We start from the raw sequence: 14,799 nt of genomic DNA, 5'->3' as shown, positions 1-14,799 counted from the left end.
GGTCGGAGAAGTCCACTCCCGGAGGGGGCAGTGCGAACGGATCGGCGTTCGCGGGGACGGGCAGTTCGGCGAAGTCGAAGGACGGCGCTCCCGCGGCGGGCGGAGGCATCGCGTAGGGCGAGGACTCGGGCGCGGACGGCATCGCGTACGCGTCCGGCGCGAAGGCGTCCGTCTGGTGCGCCATGTCCGGCGGCGGCAGGGCGAACGGGTCGTCCACCGGGGCGGCCGGCTGCGCGTAGGCCTCAGGGGGCGGCAGGGCGAAGGGGTCTGCCTGGGGCGGCTGGCCCTGGGCAGGCTCGCCCATGTCGAAGGCGAACGCGTCCTCGGAGGGCGGGGCCTCGACGGGAACGGGCAGGGCGTCGTCGGCGAAATCGAAGTCCCTGGCGGTGCCCGCGGGCGCGTTCACCCCGTAGCCCTGTGCGGCGTCCTCGACGGGGGCTTCGACGGTCTCGAAGTCGAAGTCGCGTGCCGTTCCCGCGGGTTCATTCACGCCGTAGCCCGACGCCGGAGCGGAGGGGGGCTCGCGGTAGGCGTCGCTCGGCAGCGGAATGGAGACGACGCGCGTCACCTCGCGGGTGTCCCGGGCCGGCTCGCCAAAGTCGTCGCCGAACGCGTCCATGCCGGACGGGCCATCTGCCTGCGGCATGGCCGCGGCGGCCTCCGCGGGCGAGCTCATGTCGAAGGCGAAGGCGTCCTCTTCGGGGGGGGCGTCCGGGAGGGGCATGGCGGCCTGGGCGGGCTCGCTCATGTCGAAGCCGAACGGGTCGGCTTCGGGAGCGCTTCCCGGTAGCGGGACGCTGGCGGCCTGTGCGGGCTCGCTCATGTCGAAGCCGAACGGGTCGGCTTCCGGGGCGCCTCCCGGCAACGGGATGGCGGCGGCCTGGGCGGGCTCGCCCATGTCGAAGGCGAACGGGTCGGCCTCCGGGGCGCCTCCCGGCAGGGGGATGGCGGCGGGCTGAGGCGCGGCCGCGCCGGGCAGGGGAATGGCGGCGGCGTGGGGCGCGGCGCTGAACGCCCCGGGGGCGCCCGGCAGCGGAATGGCGCCCGCGGGCGCGGCGCCGGGCAGCGGAATGGCGGCGGCGTGGGCCGGCGCGGCACCCGGTAGCGGGATGGCGCCCGTGGACGCGGGAGCGCCAGGGAGCGGAATGGCTGCGGAGTGGGCCGGCGCGGCCCCCGGCAGCGGGATGGCACCCGTGGACGCGGGGGCGCCCGGGAGCGGAATGGCTGCGGGCTGCGCAGTCGCGGCGCCGGGCAACGGAATGGCTGCGGACTGCGCGGACGCGGCGCCAGGGAGCGGAATGGCGGCGGCTTGCGCGGGCGCGGCCCCCGGCAGCGGGATGGCGGCGGCCGGAGGCGCGGCGGATGCGGCGCCAGGGAGCGGAATGGCGGGCTCGGCGGGAGCAGGCGCCGCGGGCGCGCTCACTGCATCGAGCTTGATGGGGAAGGTGGTCTGGCACCGGGCGCACTTGAGCTTCGCGCCGCCCGGCGGGATCCGCTTGTCATCGATGTTGTAGTTCGTCTGGCAAGACGGGCAGGAGACTTTCATGGGATTCCGAACTCGCGAGAGGGGGACCGAGCGCCTTCGCGGTGCGCGCAGGCTACCAGAGGCGTTTCCAGCCCGGAAAGAACGCGCACGAGTAGGTTGAAGCGCACCCTCCCGGGCAAGCGGGCGAGGGCCCCTGCCGTCCACCGGTCAGCACGCCACGTTCGATTCGCCGTTCCCGGAGTGGAAGGTGGTAGACCCGCCCCTCAATGGAACCCATTGTCATCCTGGGCGCGGGCCTCGCGGGCCTCTCCACCGCCCACTTCCTGAACAAGCCCTGGCGCCTCATCGAGAAGTCCGACCGTGTCGGCGGCCTCATCAAGACCGAGGTCATCCAGGGGTGTTATTTTGACCCCACCGGTCACTGGCTCCACCTGCGCGACCCGGAAATCCAGGACCTGGTGAACACGCTGTGGCTGCCGGAGCAGATGGTCCGCATCCAGCGCAAGGCGGGCATCTTCACGCGCGGGGTGTTCACCCGCTTCCCGTACCAGGTGAACACCCACGGTCTGCCGCCGGAGGTGGTGGCGGAGAACCTCACCGGCTACGTGGAGGCCGTCTACGGTGAGAAGGGCCGCGAGCTGCGCGAGCGCGAGCCGCGCAACTTCGAGGAGTTCATCCTCCGCTACATGGGCGAGGGCTTCGCGAAGAACTTCATGGTGCCCTACAACCAGAAGCTGTGGACGGTGCACCCGCGTGAGATGTCCGCCGCCTGGGTGGGCCGCTTCGTGCCCCGTCCCAACCTCAAAGAAGTGGTGGACGGCGCGCTGGGCGCTGGCAGCGACGCGGTGGGCTACAACGCGTCGTTCCTGTACCCGCGAGAGGGCGGCATCGAGAGCCTCGCCCGCGCCATGCTGAGCCACCTGAAGGGCGGCCAGCTCAGCACCCACACCGAGCCCACCGCCATTGACTGGAAGGCCCGGAAGGTGACGCTGTCCGACGGGAGCGTGCAGCCCTATGCGGGGCTGGTGTCCAGCATCTCCCTGCCCGGGCTGGTGAAGCTGCTCGCCAAGGGCGAGGCCGGCGTGCCCGACGCGGTGCAGGACGCGGCGAAGCAGCTGCGCGCCACCACCGTCACCTACGTGGCCGTGGGCGCCAAGGGGGCCAACCGCCAGCCCTGGCATTGGATCTACCTGCCGGAGCCGGAGTTCCATACGTACCGCATCGGCTCGCCCTCCGCGGTGTACGCGCCGCTGGCGCCGCCGGACACGTCCACTTTCTACGTGGAGTACAGCCACCACGGCGAGCTGTCCCTGGCCGCGGCGGAGAAGTACGCGGTGGAGGACCTGGTGCGCTCGCAGATGATTCACGCCGCGGAGGACGTGCTCTTCGCCCAGGCGCGCGAGATTCCCCACGCCTACGTGCTCTACGACGACGCCTACGGCCCGGCGAAGTCGGAGATTCTGCGCTTCCTGGAGCATGCCGGAATCCAGATTGCCGGCCGCTATGGGCAGTGGGAGTACTCCTCCATGGAAGACGCCATCCTCGCCGGGCGTGCGTGCGCGAGGATACTCAACGGTTGACATCCCCTTCGCCCACCCGTCGCATTGTGTCGACGGGTGGCTTGGGGCGTGTTAGCCATCTCTGTTCGAGTTCATGGCCCCGCACCTCACCGTCGTCATCCCTGTCTACAACGAGGAGTCCATCATCGCCTCGGCGGCGGAGGAGTTGCGCCAGGGGCTGGACGCGCGCGGGCTCGACTACGAAATCATCTTCGCGGAGAACGGCTCGCGCGACGCCACGCCGGCCATCCTCGAAGAGCTGTGCGCGAACAACCCGCGCCTGCGCTGGTTCCACTCGGAGACGCCCAACTACGGCGTGGCGCTCAAGGCCGGCATCCTCAAGGCCCGGGGCACCTACGTCATCTGCGATGAAATCGACCTGTGCGACCTGACCTTCTACGACGCGGCGCTGCCGCGGCTGGAGCGGGGCGAGGCGGACATGGTGGTGGGCTCCAAGGCGGCCAAGGGCGCCAGTGACCAGCGCCCGCTGATTCGCCGCGCGGCCACGCGGGTGCACAACAAGCTGCTGAAGGTGGCGCTGGGCTTCCAGGGCACGGACACGCACGGCCTGAAGGCGTTCCGCCGCGAGGCGCTGCTGCCCGTCATCCAGAAGTGCGTGGTGGACATGGATGTGTTCGCCAGCGAGTTCGTCATCCGCGCGTGGCGAGAGGGCCTGCGGGTGATGGAGATTCCCATCCAGCTCCACGAGAAGCGCCAGCCCTCCATCCACCTGTTCAAGCGCGTGCCCAACGTGCTCAAGAACGTGGGCAAGCTGTTCTACGTCATCCGCGTCCGCGGGACCTGAGCCGGGGAGGGCGCACCGTGCGGCTGGCGTCCATCTCCGTCGACCTCGACTCGCTGCCCCACTACTGCCGCATCCACGGCCTGCCGGAGTCGTTGCTGGACGCCCGCGCCCGCTCGCTGGTGCACGCGGTGGCGGTGCCACGCTTCCGGGAGCTGTTGGACGGGCTGGGCATTCCGGGGACCTTCTTCGTCATCGGTGAGGACCTGGAATCCGACCCGGTCGCCGTGGCGGGCATGCGCGCGTCCCACGAGGCGGGCATCGAGGTGGCCAGCCACAGCCACGCCCATGACTACGCGCTGACACGCCGGGGCCCCGAGGCCATCCACGCGGACCTGGCGCGCGCGGACGCCGCCATCCTCGCGGCCACGGGTGCGCGGCCGGAGGGGTTCCGCGCGCCGGGCTACACGCTGAACGCGGACCTGTACGCGGCCACCGCGGCGCTGGGCTACCGGTATGGCTCTTCGGCGTTCCCCGCCGTGCCGTATTACTCCGCGAAGGCGGCGGTGATGGGGGCCCTGTCGGTGCTGGGGCGTCCGTCCCGCTCCGTGCTGGACACGCCCCGCGTGCTCCTGGCGCCTCGGGTGCCGTACCGGCCCGACCCCGCGCAGCCCTACCGGCGGGGCTCGGGACCGGTGCTGGAGCTGCCCATGACGGTGACGCCCGCGCTGCGCTTCCCCCTCATCGGCACCTTCGCCACCACGCTGCCCCGCGCGTCCCTGCGGGCGCTGTGGCGCACGTGCCGGCGGGACACCTTCTTCAACTTCGAGCTGCACGGCGTGGACGTGCTGGACGCGTCGGACGGGATTCCTCCGGAGCTGGTGCGGCAGCAGCGGGATTTGCGCGTCAGCGCCACCCAGAAGATGGCGCGCCTGCGCGAGGTGTTCGGCTGGCTGAAGTCGGAGCGTGAGGTCCTCACGCTGCGCGACGTCGCCGGCCGGCTGTCGGCCTCGGTGTAAGGCGTTCCCACGAGGGCACCTGTCCGCCAGCGTACGTCCCCGCCGTGCCTGGGTGTCCGTGGGGCACGCTTGCTCCGCCAGGGCGAGGGCTTCCGCCGACGGGCCCTCCCGGCGGCGGGGCCGGTGGTGTAAAGAGCCCCCATGCTGGAGAACGTCACCGACCGAGTGAAGAAGGGCCTGCGCGAGTGGACGGACCGGCTGGCCAACACCGAACAGAAGCAGCGGCTCCATGGCCTGTCGCGCCCGGGCAACGAGTACGGGGTGGACCCGTTCGGCTTCGATTTGGACTACAGCCTGTCCGCGGTGGCCCCGCTCCTGTGGCTCTACCGGAACTACTTCCGCGTGGAGACGTTTGGCATCGAGCACGTGCCCGCCGGCCGGGTGCTGCTGGTGTCCAACCACTCCGGCCAGCTGCCCATGGACGGCGCCATGATTGGCGTGGCGATGATGCTGGATGCCAGCCCGCCCCGCGTCATCCGCAGCATGGTGGAGAAGTGGGTGTCGTCGCTCCCGTACGTGTCCACCTTCATGGCCCGTGTGGGGCAGATTGTTGGCACGCCGGAGAACTGCCGGCGGCTGCTGGAGTCGGAGGAGGCCATCCTCGTCTTCCCCGAAGGCACGCGCGGCATCAACAAGCTGTGGCCCCAGCGTTACCAGCTCCAGGAGTTCGGCTTGGGCTTCATGCGCCTGGCGCTGGAGACGAACACGCCCATCGTTCCCGTGGCCGTCATTGGCGCGGAGGAGCAGGCCCCGGCGCTGATGGACCTGAAGCCGGTGGCGAAGCTGTTGGGCTTCCCGTCCTTCCCCATCACCCCCACGGGCCTGCCCATTCCCCTGCCCACGAAGTACCGCATCTACTTCGGGGAGCCGCTGCACTTCTCCGGGCGCCCGGACGACGAGGACAGTGAGCTGGACAAGAAGGTCCGCACCGTGAAGGCGTCCATCCAATCCATGCTCCACCAGGGCCTCAAGGAGCGTCAGGGCGTGTTCTGGTGAGTGCCCGGCGCGGCGGTGCTAAAGAGGGGGGTTCCATGAAACCGGCCGTCGTCGTCACGGGCATCAGCGGCAACCTCGGCCGCACCCTCGCGAAGCTGCTGCACAAGCACGAGCGCATCATCGGCATCGACCGGCGGCCCTTCGCGGGACGGCCGAAGGACGTCGAGATGTACGAGCTCGACCTCCGCAAGAAGAAGGCGGAGGACGTCTTCCGGAAGAACGAAATCCGCGCCGTCATCCACATGGGCATCATGCATGACCCCCGGATGAGCGAGGAGGAGCACCACTCCTTCAACGTCGTGGGCACCACGCGCCTGTTGGAGTACTGCGCGAAGTACGGCGTGAAGAAGGTCGTCGTCCTGTCCTCGGCCAACGTCTACGGGCCCAGCCCGGACAACTCCAACTTCCTCACGGAAGACGCGCCGCTCATGGCCGCCAGCCGCTTCTCCGGCGTGCGGGACCTCATCGAAGTGGACATGCTGGCGCACAGCTTCTTCTGGAAGCACCCGCACATCGAGACGGTCATCCTCCGGCCCGTCCACATCGTCGGGCCCACCATCAAGAACGCGCCGTCCAACTACCTGCGCATGCGCCGGCCCTGGATGATGGCGGGCTTCGACCCCATGGTGCAGCTCATCCATGTGGAGGACGTCGCGCGCGCCATGGTGGAGGCGCTCCGCCCCGAGCCCAAGGGCGTCTACAACGTCGTGGGCCCCGGCGAGGTGCCCCTGTCCGCGGTGATGCGCGAGCTGGGCAATACCCCCATCCCCGTGCCGCACCCCGTGGCCCGCCCGCTGCTGGGCATGCTCTTCAAGTACCGGCTGGCCAACTTCCCGCCGCCGGAGTTGGACCACATCCAGTTCCTCTGCGCGGTGGACGGCAGCCGCTGGGTGAAGGACGTGGCCTGGAAGCCGCGCCACTCCATGCGCGACACCATCCGCTCCGTCCAGGGCGACTAGCTGCTGGAAAGTCCGAGGCCCCCCTGACACTGTTGTCAGGCCCGGCACGACGTCCGGCCCGGGGGTCCCTGACAGACATGTCAGGGGCCTACCCTGGGGGCAGGGCGGCGTCAGGCGGCCAGTCGGTGCAACCCCTTGAATCTCCAGCCATTCGCCAGCGCCCGCTCCAGGCGCGGTGCTTGGCACTCCCGTTGCTCTAGTGGCTGCCCGTCACGGCGCGGCGACATGGGCCCGGCAACGGTGTCGCCCCGTCAAACTGTAGGGCACTCCATGGGGGAGTTCCCGACGCCCTCCGTCTCGGCCGGCCCCGGGACGGTGGGCGGTTTCTTGTAGGGCGCTCCATAGGGGAGCTCCCGACGCCCACCGCCTCGGCCGGCCCCGAGACGGTGGGCGGTTTCTTTTCAGGGGGATGGGGGCTGCTCGGTGCTGGTGCTCGGGCTCGGCAGCTCGCCCTCGAAGGGGCCGTCGTCCTGGCTCTCCAGGAGCCACGCCCCGTCCCGGAAGACGAACTCCGAGGTGACGATGGCGGTGCGCTCGGAGGCCGAGGGCAGGCGCATCCACTGGATGCGGCTCTGCACCGTGGCCCGGTGCCCGTCATCGGACAGCTTTACGTCCTCGATTTCGTAGTCGGTGATGGACAGGTCCTTGTCGTCGTTGAGCGCCAGGCGCGCCTTCTGGAAGTCCTTGCGCCGCTCGGGGACGAGGATGTGGGAAGCGCTCCGGAAGTCCTTCCACCGGAGGGCCTGGTGGAAGCGCTCCACGGTGGGCTTGAGTGCTTCCAGATTGGATTTCTTGGACGTGGTTGCGCACGCCCCGAGGACGAGCGCGAGGAGCAGGGCAGGCAGGCGATTCACGATGAGGAGGGTACCACCCGGCAGCAGCCTCGGACGAGGGAGCGGTGGTATGGTCCGGCTCCCCGCCCGAGCATCGGAGTCGCGAGCGCAATGGCCAAGTCGATGGTGGAGCGTTACGAGCAGCTCCTCCGGCAGGACCCCACCTCTTCCGTTTTCGTCGAACTCGCCAAGGCCCTGCTGGAAAAGGGGGACGCCGCGCGTGCCATCGAGGTCTGCGGGCAAGGCATTTCCCACCACCCAGCATCCGTCGTTGGGCGCGTGCTGTGGGGCAAGGCCCTCATCCAGCAGGGCCGGCCCGCGGAGGCGATGGACCAGTTCGAGCAGGCCATCTCCATCGAGAAGGACAACCCCTACGCCTACAACCTGATTGGCGAGGTGCTGCTCCAGCACCGGTTGTACCGGTCCGCGCTTCCCATTCTTCGCAAGGCCCTGGCGCTGCAGCCGAACGATGGCCGCGTGAAGCAGTGGCTGGAGCAGACGGAGCAGGCGTTCGCGGGTGGCCCGGCTCCTGTGTTCGCGAACCTGATGGGGCTGGAGAAGCACTCGTCGGATGAGGACGCGTCGTCGGAGGAGGCGTCGAAGGACGAGGCTTCGAGCCCCACGGTGGCGCCCATGGCCGCTGCCCGGCTGCGCGCCGCCGCGCTGGGGGACGCGGCGAAGCTGAAGCCCGCGAGCGCCGGTGCGGCGCCGGCGGGAGACGCCCAGGTGGCGGCTCGCGCGGATGTGGCACCCGAAGCCTCCGCGAAGGACGCGGGGCAGGGGCGCACGAACGAGGAAGCGGACGCGGAAGGGCGTGCTCAGGCGGGCACGGACGTTGGCGCGGCGGAGCAGGGCGGAGCGGCGGTTCCTTCAGGTGACGCGGCTCCGGACGGTGCTGACGGGGGCCGTGACGCGAGCGCCTCGCTGGGCCTGCTGAACCGGCCGGTGCCGGTGTCGTCCGTCCTGGGCGCGGAGCTTCCGAGCCTGGACCTGGGGCTGGGGGACGAGGATGCCCCTCCGCGTGGCGCGGATGAGGCGGCTTCCGAGGCCCAAGCGCCCTCGGAGGACTCCGCGAACGAGCAGCGCGCTGACGCCGAGCAGGACTCCGGCGCTGTCGCGGACCCGCCGACGCAGCAGGTATCCATCGCGGAGGAGCCTGCCGCGGCCTCGGAGCCCGAGGCGAGCGGTGACGTGGATGAACCGCAGGCCGGGGCCGCTCCGGCCGAGGACGCCGGGGCCTCTGGCGCGGGTGGTCTCCTGGGTGACCTTCCTCCGCCCGCGCCGGCGGAGCCGAGGCCCGTCGTGTCGAGCACGCCCGCGGCGCCGCGAGGCACTGGGGGCAAGCGCTCCTTGCTGGAGGACATCCCGGACGCGGCGCCCGCCCCCGCGGCCACCGCTGCGAAGGCCACTGCGCGCAAGCCGGACACCGAAGCGCTCACCGCCGAGTACGAGAAGGAGCTGCGGGCGAAGCTGGCGCGTGAGGCGGCGAAGACGTCGTTCATCGCCCGGCATGGCGTGAAGGCCGCTGGGGCCGTGGTCGGCGTGGTGGTGCTGGCCATCGTCGTCTTCAGCTTCATCAACATCCGCGCGCGCCAGGGTGGACAGACGCTGAGCGAGACGCTGGCCCGGGCCGAGGACCTCATCATCCAGGACACCGGGGCCTCGCTGGATGCCGCGCTGGCGCAGCTCGAGAAGGCGCGGGACATGGACGAAAGCAGCAGCCGGGCCTGGGCGCTGACGGCCTGGGCGCACGCGCTGCGCTACGCGGACCATGGGCAGGCTTCCGAGGACCGACGCCAGGCGCTGGAAGCGCTGGAGCGGCCGGGCGTGAAGGACGCGGCCCCCGCGCAGGTGCTGGTCACCAACGTGCTGGTGGCGGACGAGCGCGGGCGCGCCCTGGCGCGGAGCGCGCTGCTGGGCTCGCAGCAGGACAGCACCGAGGTCCATGCGCTCGCCGGCAGCCTGTTGCTGGAGGCGAAGGACGAGAAGCAGGCGCTCGAACGCTTTGACCGCGCGCTTCGTGCCTCGGGCGCCAACGTCCGCGCGCTGGTGGCCCTGGGTGATTACTACAAGGCTTCCGAGGACTTTCCGCAGGCCATCGAGATGTACGAGCGAGCGCGCAAGAAATCCCCCGAGCACCCCTCGGCCCGCATCGGCCAGGCGGAGGCTCGGCTCGCGCTGTACCAGGACCTGGAGGCCGCGCTGACGGACGTGGCGCGGCTCGCGGAGGACCCGAAGCTTCCTTCGTCGCTGAAGGCGCGCCAGCAGTTGGTTCACGGTGAGCTGCTGTCCGCTCAGGGCAAGCATTCCGAGGCCCGCGCGCTGCTCTCCAAGGGAACCCAGGGCCCCCTGGCCTTCGAGTTCCAGCTCGCGCTCGGCGCCGCCAGTCGTGCGGCCGGGACGCTGGATGCGGCGCAGGCCGCCTACGAGGCCGCGCTCAAGCTCCGGCCCAAGAGCGAAGAGGCCCGCGAGGGGTTGGGCCGCGCGCTGCTGGACCGCGACCGGGAGCGCGAAGTCCTCACCCGTCTGGAGGCCGACGGGGGGCGCAAGGTGGCCCTGGTGCGCGGCGCCGCGTATGCGCGCCTGGGAGACTGGAAGAAGGCCCGCGCGGAGCTGGCGCGCACGCGTGTGAATGACCGGTATCCCCCGGAGGCCGTCTCCTGGCTGGCCCTGGCGGATGCCGCCGAGGGCAACGGCGCCCAGGCGCGGGAGCTGCTGGAGAAGGCCCTGCACGCGGCGAAGCGGCCTCGCAATGACATGCGGCTGGCGCTGGGGCAGCTCTACTGGCGCGAGCGGGCCTACGACAAGGCGCAGGCCCTGTTCGAAGAGGCCCAGAAGGACCCGCGTGACTATGAGGCCGCGTGCTCGCTGGGGCGGTTGATGTTGTCGCGTGGGCTGCCCGACATGGCCCTCAAGCCGCTGACGCAGGCGGTGGAGCGCAACGGCGCACATGGCGAGGCCCGGGACGCGCTGGGGCGCACGCTGCTGGCCCTGGGGCGGACGCAGGACGCGCTCAAGCAGTTCGAGGCGTGGCAGCTGGAGAACCCGGGGAGCGCGGCCGCGCACAAGGGCTTCGCGCTGGCGCTGTTCCACTCTGGCCGCCGCAAGGACGCAGAGGGCGCGGTGCAGCGCTCGGTGAAGCTGGCGTCGGATGATGCCGAGGCGCACAAGCTTCGCGCGGCCATCCTCTTCGGCGCGGGAGACGCGCGGGGAGCCTTCTCCGCACTGGAGCGCGCCAACAAGCTGGACCCGAAGGACGCGGGCACGTTCTGTGAGATTGCCCTCGCCTTCATGCGCCAGGGCAACAGCGGCAACGCCGAGGCGGCCTTCGCCGCGGCCCGACGGGAAGGGCCCGATGCCACCTGCGGCCGGGTGGGAGAGCTGTACGCACAGTTGCCGGGTGGTGGGCGTGGCGCCGCTCGGACGCTCGAGGACCTGGCGGCGAGGGCGCCGACTGTCTGGGACAAGGCCTTCGCTCGGGCCACCATGGCGCGCGCGCTGCTGGGGGCGGGGGCCGTGAAGGATGCCCGTACCGCGGCGGACGAGGCCGTGCGCCTGGCGCCTTTCGATGGGCGCGCCCAGCTTGCACTGGGAATGGTGGCGCTCAGGCAGAAGCAGGAGGACGTGGCCCGGGCTGCGTTGGAGAAGGCCGTGGAGCTGGAGCCCGCGGACGGCCTGGCGCGCCTGGCGCTCGCGGATGCGTTGGTGCGCGAGCCCGGTGCGCTGCCGCGAGCCGTGGAGTCCTACGAGGCGTTCCTGAAGCTGGCCGGTGGCTCGAATGAGGCCGCGCGGGTGAAGAAGGCCCTGCCCAGCCTGAAGAAGAAGGCGGCGAGGTAGCGTGAGGTATTTCTCCTCCCGGACGGATTCCCCACTGCTGCACATCATGTGGGGCAATGCGTTCCTGCTGTCGCTCATCTACCTGCTGCTGGGGCTCGGGGTGGAGATTGCCCTGCGCTACTTCCCCTCGCGATTCCTCCAGCGGCTGTCGCTGTCGCTGGACTCGCTGCCGGCACGGGCCTTGGAGCTGACGGGGGCCATGGAGCCCTTGCGGGCGGCCTACTTCTCCGGCCGCATCTCCGAGGTGGGCGTGCGCGTCGTGTTCGGCGTCACCACCATGGTCGTGATTTTCCTGCTCGCGATGGTGGTGGGCACGTTGATGGGCGGCGTCCGGACGCTGCTGGCGCGCCGGGCCCTGCGCGAGGGCGGACGCCGGCACCCCTGAAGCGGCCGCGGCTTCAGCTCCGGCGACGAATCGTGGGCTTGCGCGCGCGCACCGCGGCGTCCGGTACGGCCTGGGGCTCGTGGCCCGCGGCGCGCGCCATCAGGCAGATTTCCACCACCTTGGGGCCAAAGCGCTCCCAGCGGCTCTCCCCGGTGCCCTTCACCGCGAGGAACCCCTCCCGGTCCACCGGTAGCGCCGCGGACAGGCCCAGCAGCGTGGCGTCGTTGAAGATGATGAAGGGGGCCACGCCCAGGTCCTTCGCCAGCTCCTTGCGCCAGCGTCGCAGCTCCGTGGAGGCCAGCTCGCTGTAGTTCGTCACCACCGGTGCCGCCGCGGAGCCCGTGCCTCGGACGCGCGATGCGGTCGGCCCGTGGGCCAGCAGCGTGGGCATCTTCTCCGGCGTGCACACGTCGCAGTTGCCGCACGACGTGTGGGTGTCACGTTGGCCGAAGTAGCGGAGGATGGCCGAACGCCGGCACTTCTTGTCCCGGTCCGTATAGGCGTATTCGGTCATCCGGCGCAGCAGCGCCAGGTTCTGCCGCTCCTGCTCCCGCACGCGGCTCAGGTCGAGCCCCAGCTCGCGGAAGGGCACCCGCTCCAGCGCGCGAATGGAGCGGCCAGCGAAGGGGCGCCGTACCTTGGCCACGTGGGCCTTCTCCAACAGGCCCAGCGCGTGGCGGACCTCGTCCACCGACAGTCCGATGCGGCGCGCGAGGATGGGCAGCTCCGTGGTGACCTGCCGGCCCACGGGGAACGTCTCCAGCAAGGACTTGAGCAGCCGCTGTGCGTCCGGTGAGTGCGGCTGCGCCGAGGCGGCCTTCTCCATCAGGGTGATGCCGTGCTCGCCCTCGCCTCGGCCACCGCGCTCCACCTTGCCCTCGCGTTCGAGGATGCGCAGCGCCGCGGAGACCTCGAACTCGCTGGCGTTCACCGTGCCCGCGAGCGCGTGTACGCCTCGCTCGAATTCCTCCACCGACTGGAGCACGTTCCACACGTCCCCGAAGATGGCCTCGGCCGGGTGGCTGCTCTGGATGAGCCGCTCCTGGGTGAAGACATCCGAGTGGTTGAAGAGGAGCACCGCGCGCGCGGCCTGTCCGTCGCGGCCCGCGCGGCCAATCTCCTGGTAGTACGCCTCCACCGCCCGCGGGATGTTGGCGTGGCCGACGAAGCGGATGTCCGGCTTGTCGATGCCCATGCCGAAGGCGTTGGTGGCCACCGCCACCGCTTCTTTCGCGGACATGAAGGTGTCCTGGGCGCGGCGCCGGGCGTCATCGTCCATGCCCGCGTGGTACAGCACCGCCTTCACCCCGCGCCCATGCAGTTCGGAGAAGATGCCCTCTGCCGCGCGCCGCGTGGAGCAGTACACGATGCCGCTCCCGCCCGTGGACGCCAGCCGTGCACAGGCCTCGTGCCGGTCCGCGTCGCCGCCCACCTCCTGCTTGCCCAGGAAGAGGTTGGGGCGGTCGAAGCCCATGGCGAATTCCTGCGGGTCCTTCATCAGCAGCACGCGCACGATGTCCGCGCGGACCTCCGGCGTGGCCGTGGCGGTGAGCGCCACCGTGCGCGGCGGACGCAGCCGCTTTCGCACCTGTCCGAGCAGCGCGTAGTCCGGCCTGAAGTCGTGCCCCCACTGGGAGATGCAGTGCGCCTCGTCTACGGCGAGCAGGTCCACGCCCAGCGCGGACACCGTCTCCAGGAAGCTCTGGCTGCGGAAGCGCTCGGGCGCCACGTAGAGCAGCTTGTACTCATGCGCGCGCAGCTTGCGCATCCGCTCCGCGCGCTCCAGGTCGGACAGCGATGAGTTGATGAAGGTCGCCGGAATGCCGCGCGCGGTGAGCTGCTCCACCTGGTCCTTCATCAGGGCAATCAGCGGCGACACCACCAGTGTCAGCCCCGGCAGCAGCGTGGCGGGCAGCTGGTAGCACAGGCTCTTGCCCGCGCCGGTGGGCATCACCACCACCGTGTTGCGGCCGCTCAAGACGGACGAGATGACCTGGTCCTGCCCCGGCCGGAACTGGGACAGGCCGAAGTGGCGGACCAGCCCCTGCTGTGCTTCCTCGAGGTAGGGCAGGGCCACCGGCATCGCGCGCATGTTCATCATCCTGGTCCAGCCGTCAACGGAAACGAGGCCGCCGCGCGGCCTCCACTCACAGGTCGAGCCCTGGTGGAACCGGAACAGCCAGCCGCGTTCGCATCCGCGCGACGTCCTGCCGCCGCGCCTCCGTTTGCCCTGGCTCCAGCCGGCCATCCACCACGACGTCACCCTCGCGCGCGCCCTTGGGCAGCGACGCGCGCTCCACCGTGCATGCCTGTCCGGTGTCCAGCCGCACCACTTGCGCCCGGACGTCCTCCAGCAGCTCCACCTGCACCGCTCCCCACAGCCCCACCATGCTCACCATCATCCGCCGCCTCCATTCGCGCTCCACGTCCGCCGTTTCTCCCGCGCTTCGTCCGGCATCAGCCCGCGCTCCAGCATCGACACGTAGCCGCCGTCTCCCATCACCACGTGGTCCAGCACCTTGATGTTGAGCAGCTGCGCCCCCGCGACCAGATGCCGCGTCAGGCCCAGGTCCTGGACGCTGGGCTCCGGGTCTCCCGAAGGGTGGTTGTGCGCCAGCACGATGGACGTGGCGCGCGAGGTGAGCGCCGCGGCGAACACCTCCCGCGGGTCCACCGGGCAGGTGTTCATGGTGCCCTCCGCCACGCGCGCGTCATGCACCAGCACGTTGCGCGCGTTGAAGCACAGGACGTGGAACACCTCGCGCCGCAGCGCCCCCAGCACCGGCGCCAGGTACGCGGCAATCTCCTTCGGCGTGCGCAGCCTGGGCCTGCGCTCCCCGGCGCGCTGCGAGCGGCGGCCCAGCTCCAGCGCGGCCAGGGCCTGCGCCGCCCGGACAGGCCCCACGCCGGGCCGCAGACTCAGCGCCAGGGGCTCCTGCTGCACCAGCCCCTTCAGCCCACCGCCCTCCGACAGCAGTGCCCC

The 14,799-nt window shown here is 70.9% G+C and carries 12 protein-coding genes; 7 read left to right on the top strand and 5 right to left on the bottom strand.

The window, feature by feature from the left end:
- A partial coding sequence (locus tag FL344_RS36190; RefSeq protein ID WP_194863385.1) for a zinc-ribbon domain-containing protein occupies window positions 1-1,546 on the bottom strand: 1,546 nt, incomplete at its 3' end.
- A gap of 206 nt (window positions 1,547-1,752) precedes the next feature.
- Between FL344_RS36190 and FL344_RS36185 the strand changes: the two genes are divergently transcribed.
- The 5 genes from FL344_RS36185 (at window position 1,753) to FL344_RS36165 (ending at window position 6,761) form a co-directional block, all read left to right on the top strand.
- On the top strand, window positions 1,753-3,066 hold the full coding sequence (locus tag FL344_RS36185; RefSeq protein WP_141594395.1) for an NAD(P)/FAD-dependent oxidoreductase: 1,314 nt from the start codon (window positions 1,753-1,755) through the stop codon (window positions 3,064-3,066).
- 73 nt (window positions 3,067-3,139) lie between these two features.
- Window positions 3,140-3,850, top strand: a complete 711-nt coding sequence (locus FL344_RS36180; protein WP_140789074.1) for a glycosyltransferase family 2 protein — start codon at window positions 3,140-3,142, stop codon at window positions 3,848-3,850.
- 17 nt (window positions 3,851-3,867) lie between these two features.
- Complete coding sequence (locus FL344_RS36175; protein WP_141621722.1) at window positions 3,868-4,806, top strand: polysaccharide deacetylase family protein; 939 nt, start codon at window positions 3,868-3,870, stop codon at window positions 4,804-4,806.
- Between the two features lie 141 nt (window positions 4,807-4,947).
- Window positions 4,948-5,802: a lysophospholipid acyltransferase family protein gene (locus FL344_RS36170; RefSeq protein WP_141594392.1), complete on the top strand. Its 855-nt coding sequence runs from the start codon at window positions 4,948-4,950 to the stop codon at window positions 5,800-5,802.
- 35 nt (window positions 5,803-5,837) lie between these two features.
- The gene (locus tag FL344_RS36165) at window positions 5,838-6,761 is read left to right on the top strand and encodes an SDR family oxidoreductase (RefSeq protein WP_011552040.1); all 924 of its coding nucleotides are present in this window, start codon (window positions 5,838-5,840) and stop codon (window positions 6,759-6,761) included.
- Window positions 6,762-7,162: 401 nt separating this feature from the next.
- Here FL344_RS36165 and FL344_RS39585 read toward each other — a convergent pair whose 3' ends face one another.
- The gene (locus tag FL344_RS39585) at window positions 7,163-7,615 is read right to left on the bottom strand and encodes a hypothetical protein (protein WP_228565620.1); all 453 of its coding nucleotides are present in this window, start codon (window positions 7,613-7,615) and stop codon (window positions 7,163-7,165) included.
- Window positions 7,616-7,705: 90 nt separating this feature from the next.
- On the opposite strand from FL344_RS39585, the gene FL344_RS36160 reads away from it, so the two are divergent.
- Window positions 7,706-11,431, top strand: coding sequence for a tetratricopeptide repeat protein (locus FL344_RS36160; RefSeq protein WP_228565619.1), 3,726 nt, complete (start codon window positions 7,706-7,708; stop codon window positions 11,429-11,431).
- Window position 11,432: 1 nt separating this feature from the next.
- Window positions 11,433-11,816, top strand: coding sequence for a hypothetical protein (locus FL344_RS36155; RefSeq protein WP_140861474.1), 384 nt, complete (start codon window positions 11,433-11,435; stop codon window positions 11,814-11,816).
- Between the two features lie 13 nt (window positions 11,817-11,829).
- On the opposite strand, the gene FL344_RS36150 is transcribed toward FL344_RS36155, so the two are convergent.
- The 3 genes from FL344_RS36150 to FL344_RS36140 all read right to left on the bottom strand — a co-directional run.
- Window positions 11,830-13,917 (bottom strand): ATP-dependent DNA helicase RecQ, encoded by a 2,088-nt coding sequence (locus FL344_RS36150; RefSeq protein WP_141621720.1) that lies wholly within the window; start codon window positions 13,915-13,917, stop codon window positions 11,830-11,832.
- Window positions 13,918-13,963: 46 nt separating this feature from the next.
- Window positions 13,964-14,215, bottom strand: coding sequence for a DUF3006 domain-containing protein (locus tag FL344_RS36145; RefSeq protein WP_011552044.1), 252 nt, complete (start codon window positions 14,213-14,215; stop codon window positions 13,964-13,966).
- Window positions 14,215-14,799: RadC family protein (locus FL344_RS36140; protein WP_141621719.1), on the bottom strand; the 585-nt coding region annotated here is incomplete at its 5' end. The genes FL344_RS36140 and FL344_RS36145, both read right to left, overlap by 1 nt.

The organism is Myxococcus sp. AB036A (assembly GCF_006547355.1).
GTDB classification, from domain to species: domain Bacteria; phylum Myxococcota; class Myxococcia; order Myxococcales; family Myxococcaceae; genus Myxococcus; species Myxococcus virescens.
The sequence above is the reverse complement of the archived record's forward strand: the minus strand, read 5'-3'. Positions and strand labels throughout refer to the sequence as shown.

Bases quoted from the DNA above. Each gene is read 5' to 3' on its own strand.
- FL344_RS36185 (WP_141594395.1), top strand. From the start codon at position 1,753: ATGGAACCCATTGTCATCCTGGGCGCGGGCCTCGCGGGCCTCTCCACC.
- FL344_RS36145 (WP_011552044.1), bottom strand. From the start codon at position 14,215: ATGGTGAGCATGGTGGGGCTGTGGGGAGCGGTGCAGGTGGAGCTGCTG.
- FL344_RS36165 (WP_011552040.1), top strand. From the start codon at position 5,838: ATGAAACCGGCCGTCGTCGTCACGGGCATCAGCGGCAACCTCGGCCGC.
- FL344_RS36150 (WP_141621720.1), bottom strand. From the start codon at position 13,917: ATGATGAACATGCGCGCGATGCCGGTGGCCCTGCCCTACCTCGAGGAA.
- FL344_RS36170 (WP_141594392.1), top strand. From the start codon at position 4,948: ATGCTGGAGAACGTCACCGACCGAGTGAAGAAGGGCCTGCGCGAGTGG.
- FL344_RS36160 (WP_228565619.1), top strand. From the start codon at position 7,706: ATGGCCAAGTCGATGGTGGAGCGTTACGAGCAGCTCCTCCGGCAGGAC.
- FL344_RS36180 (WP_140789074.1), top strand. From the start codon at position 3,140: ATGGCCCCGCACCTCACCGTCGTCATCCCTGTCTACAACGAGGAGTCC.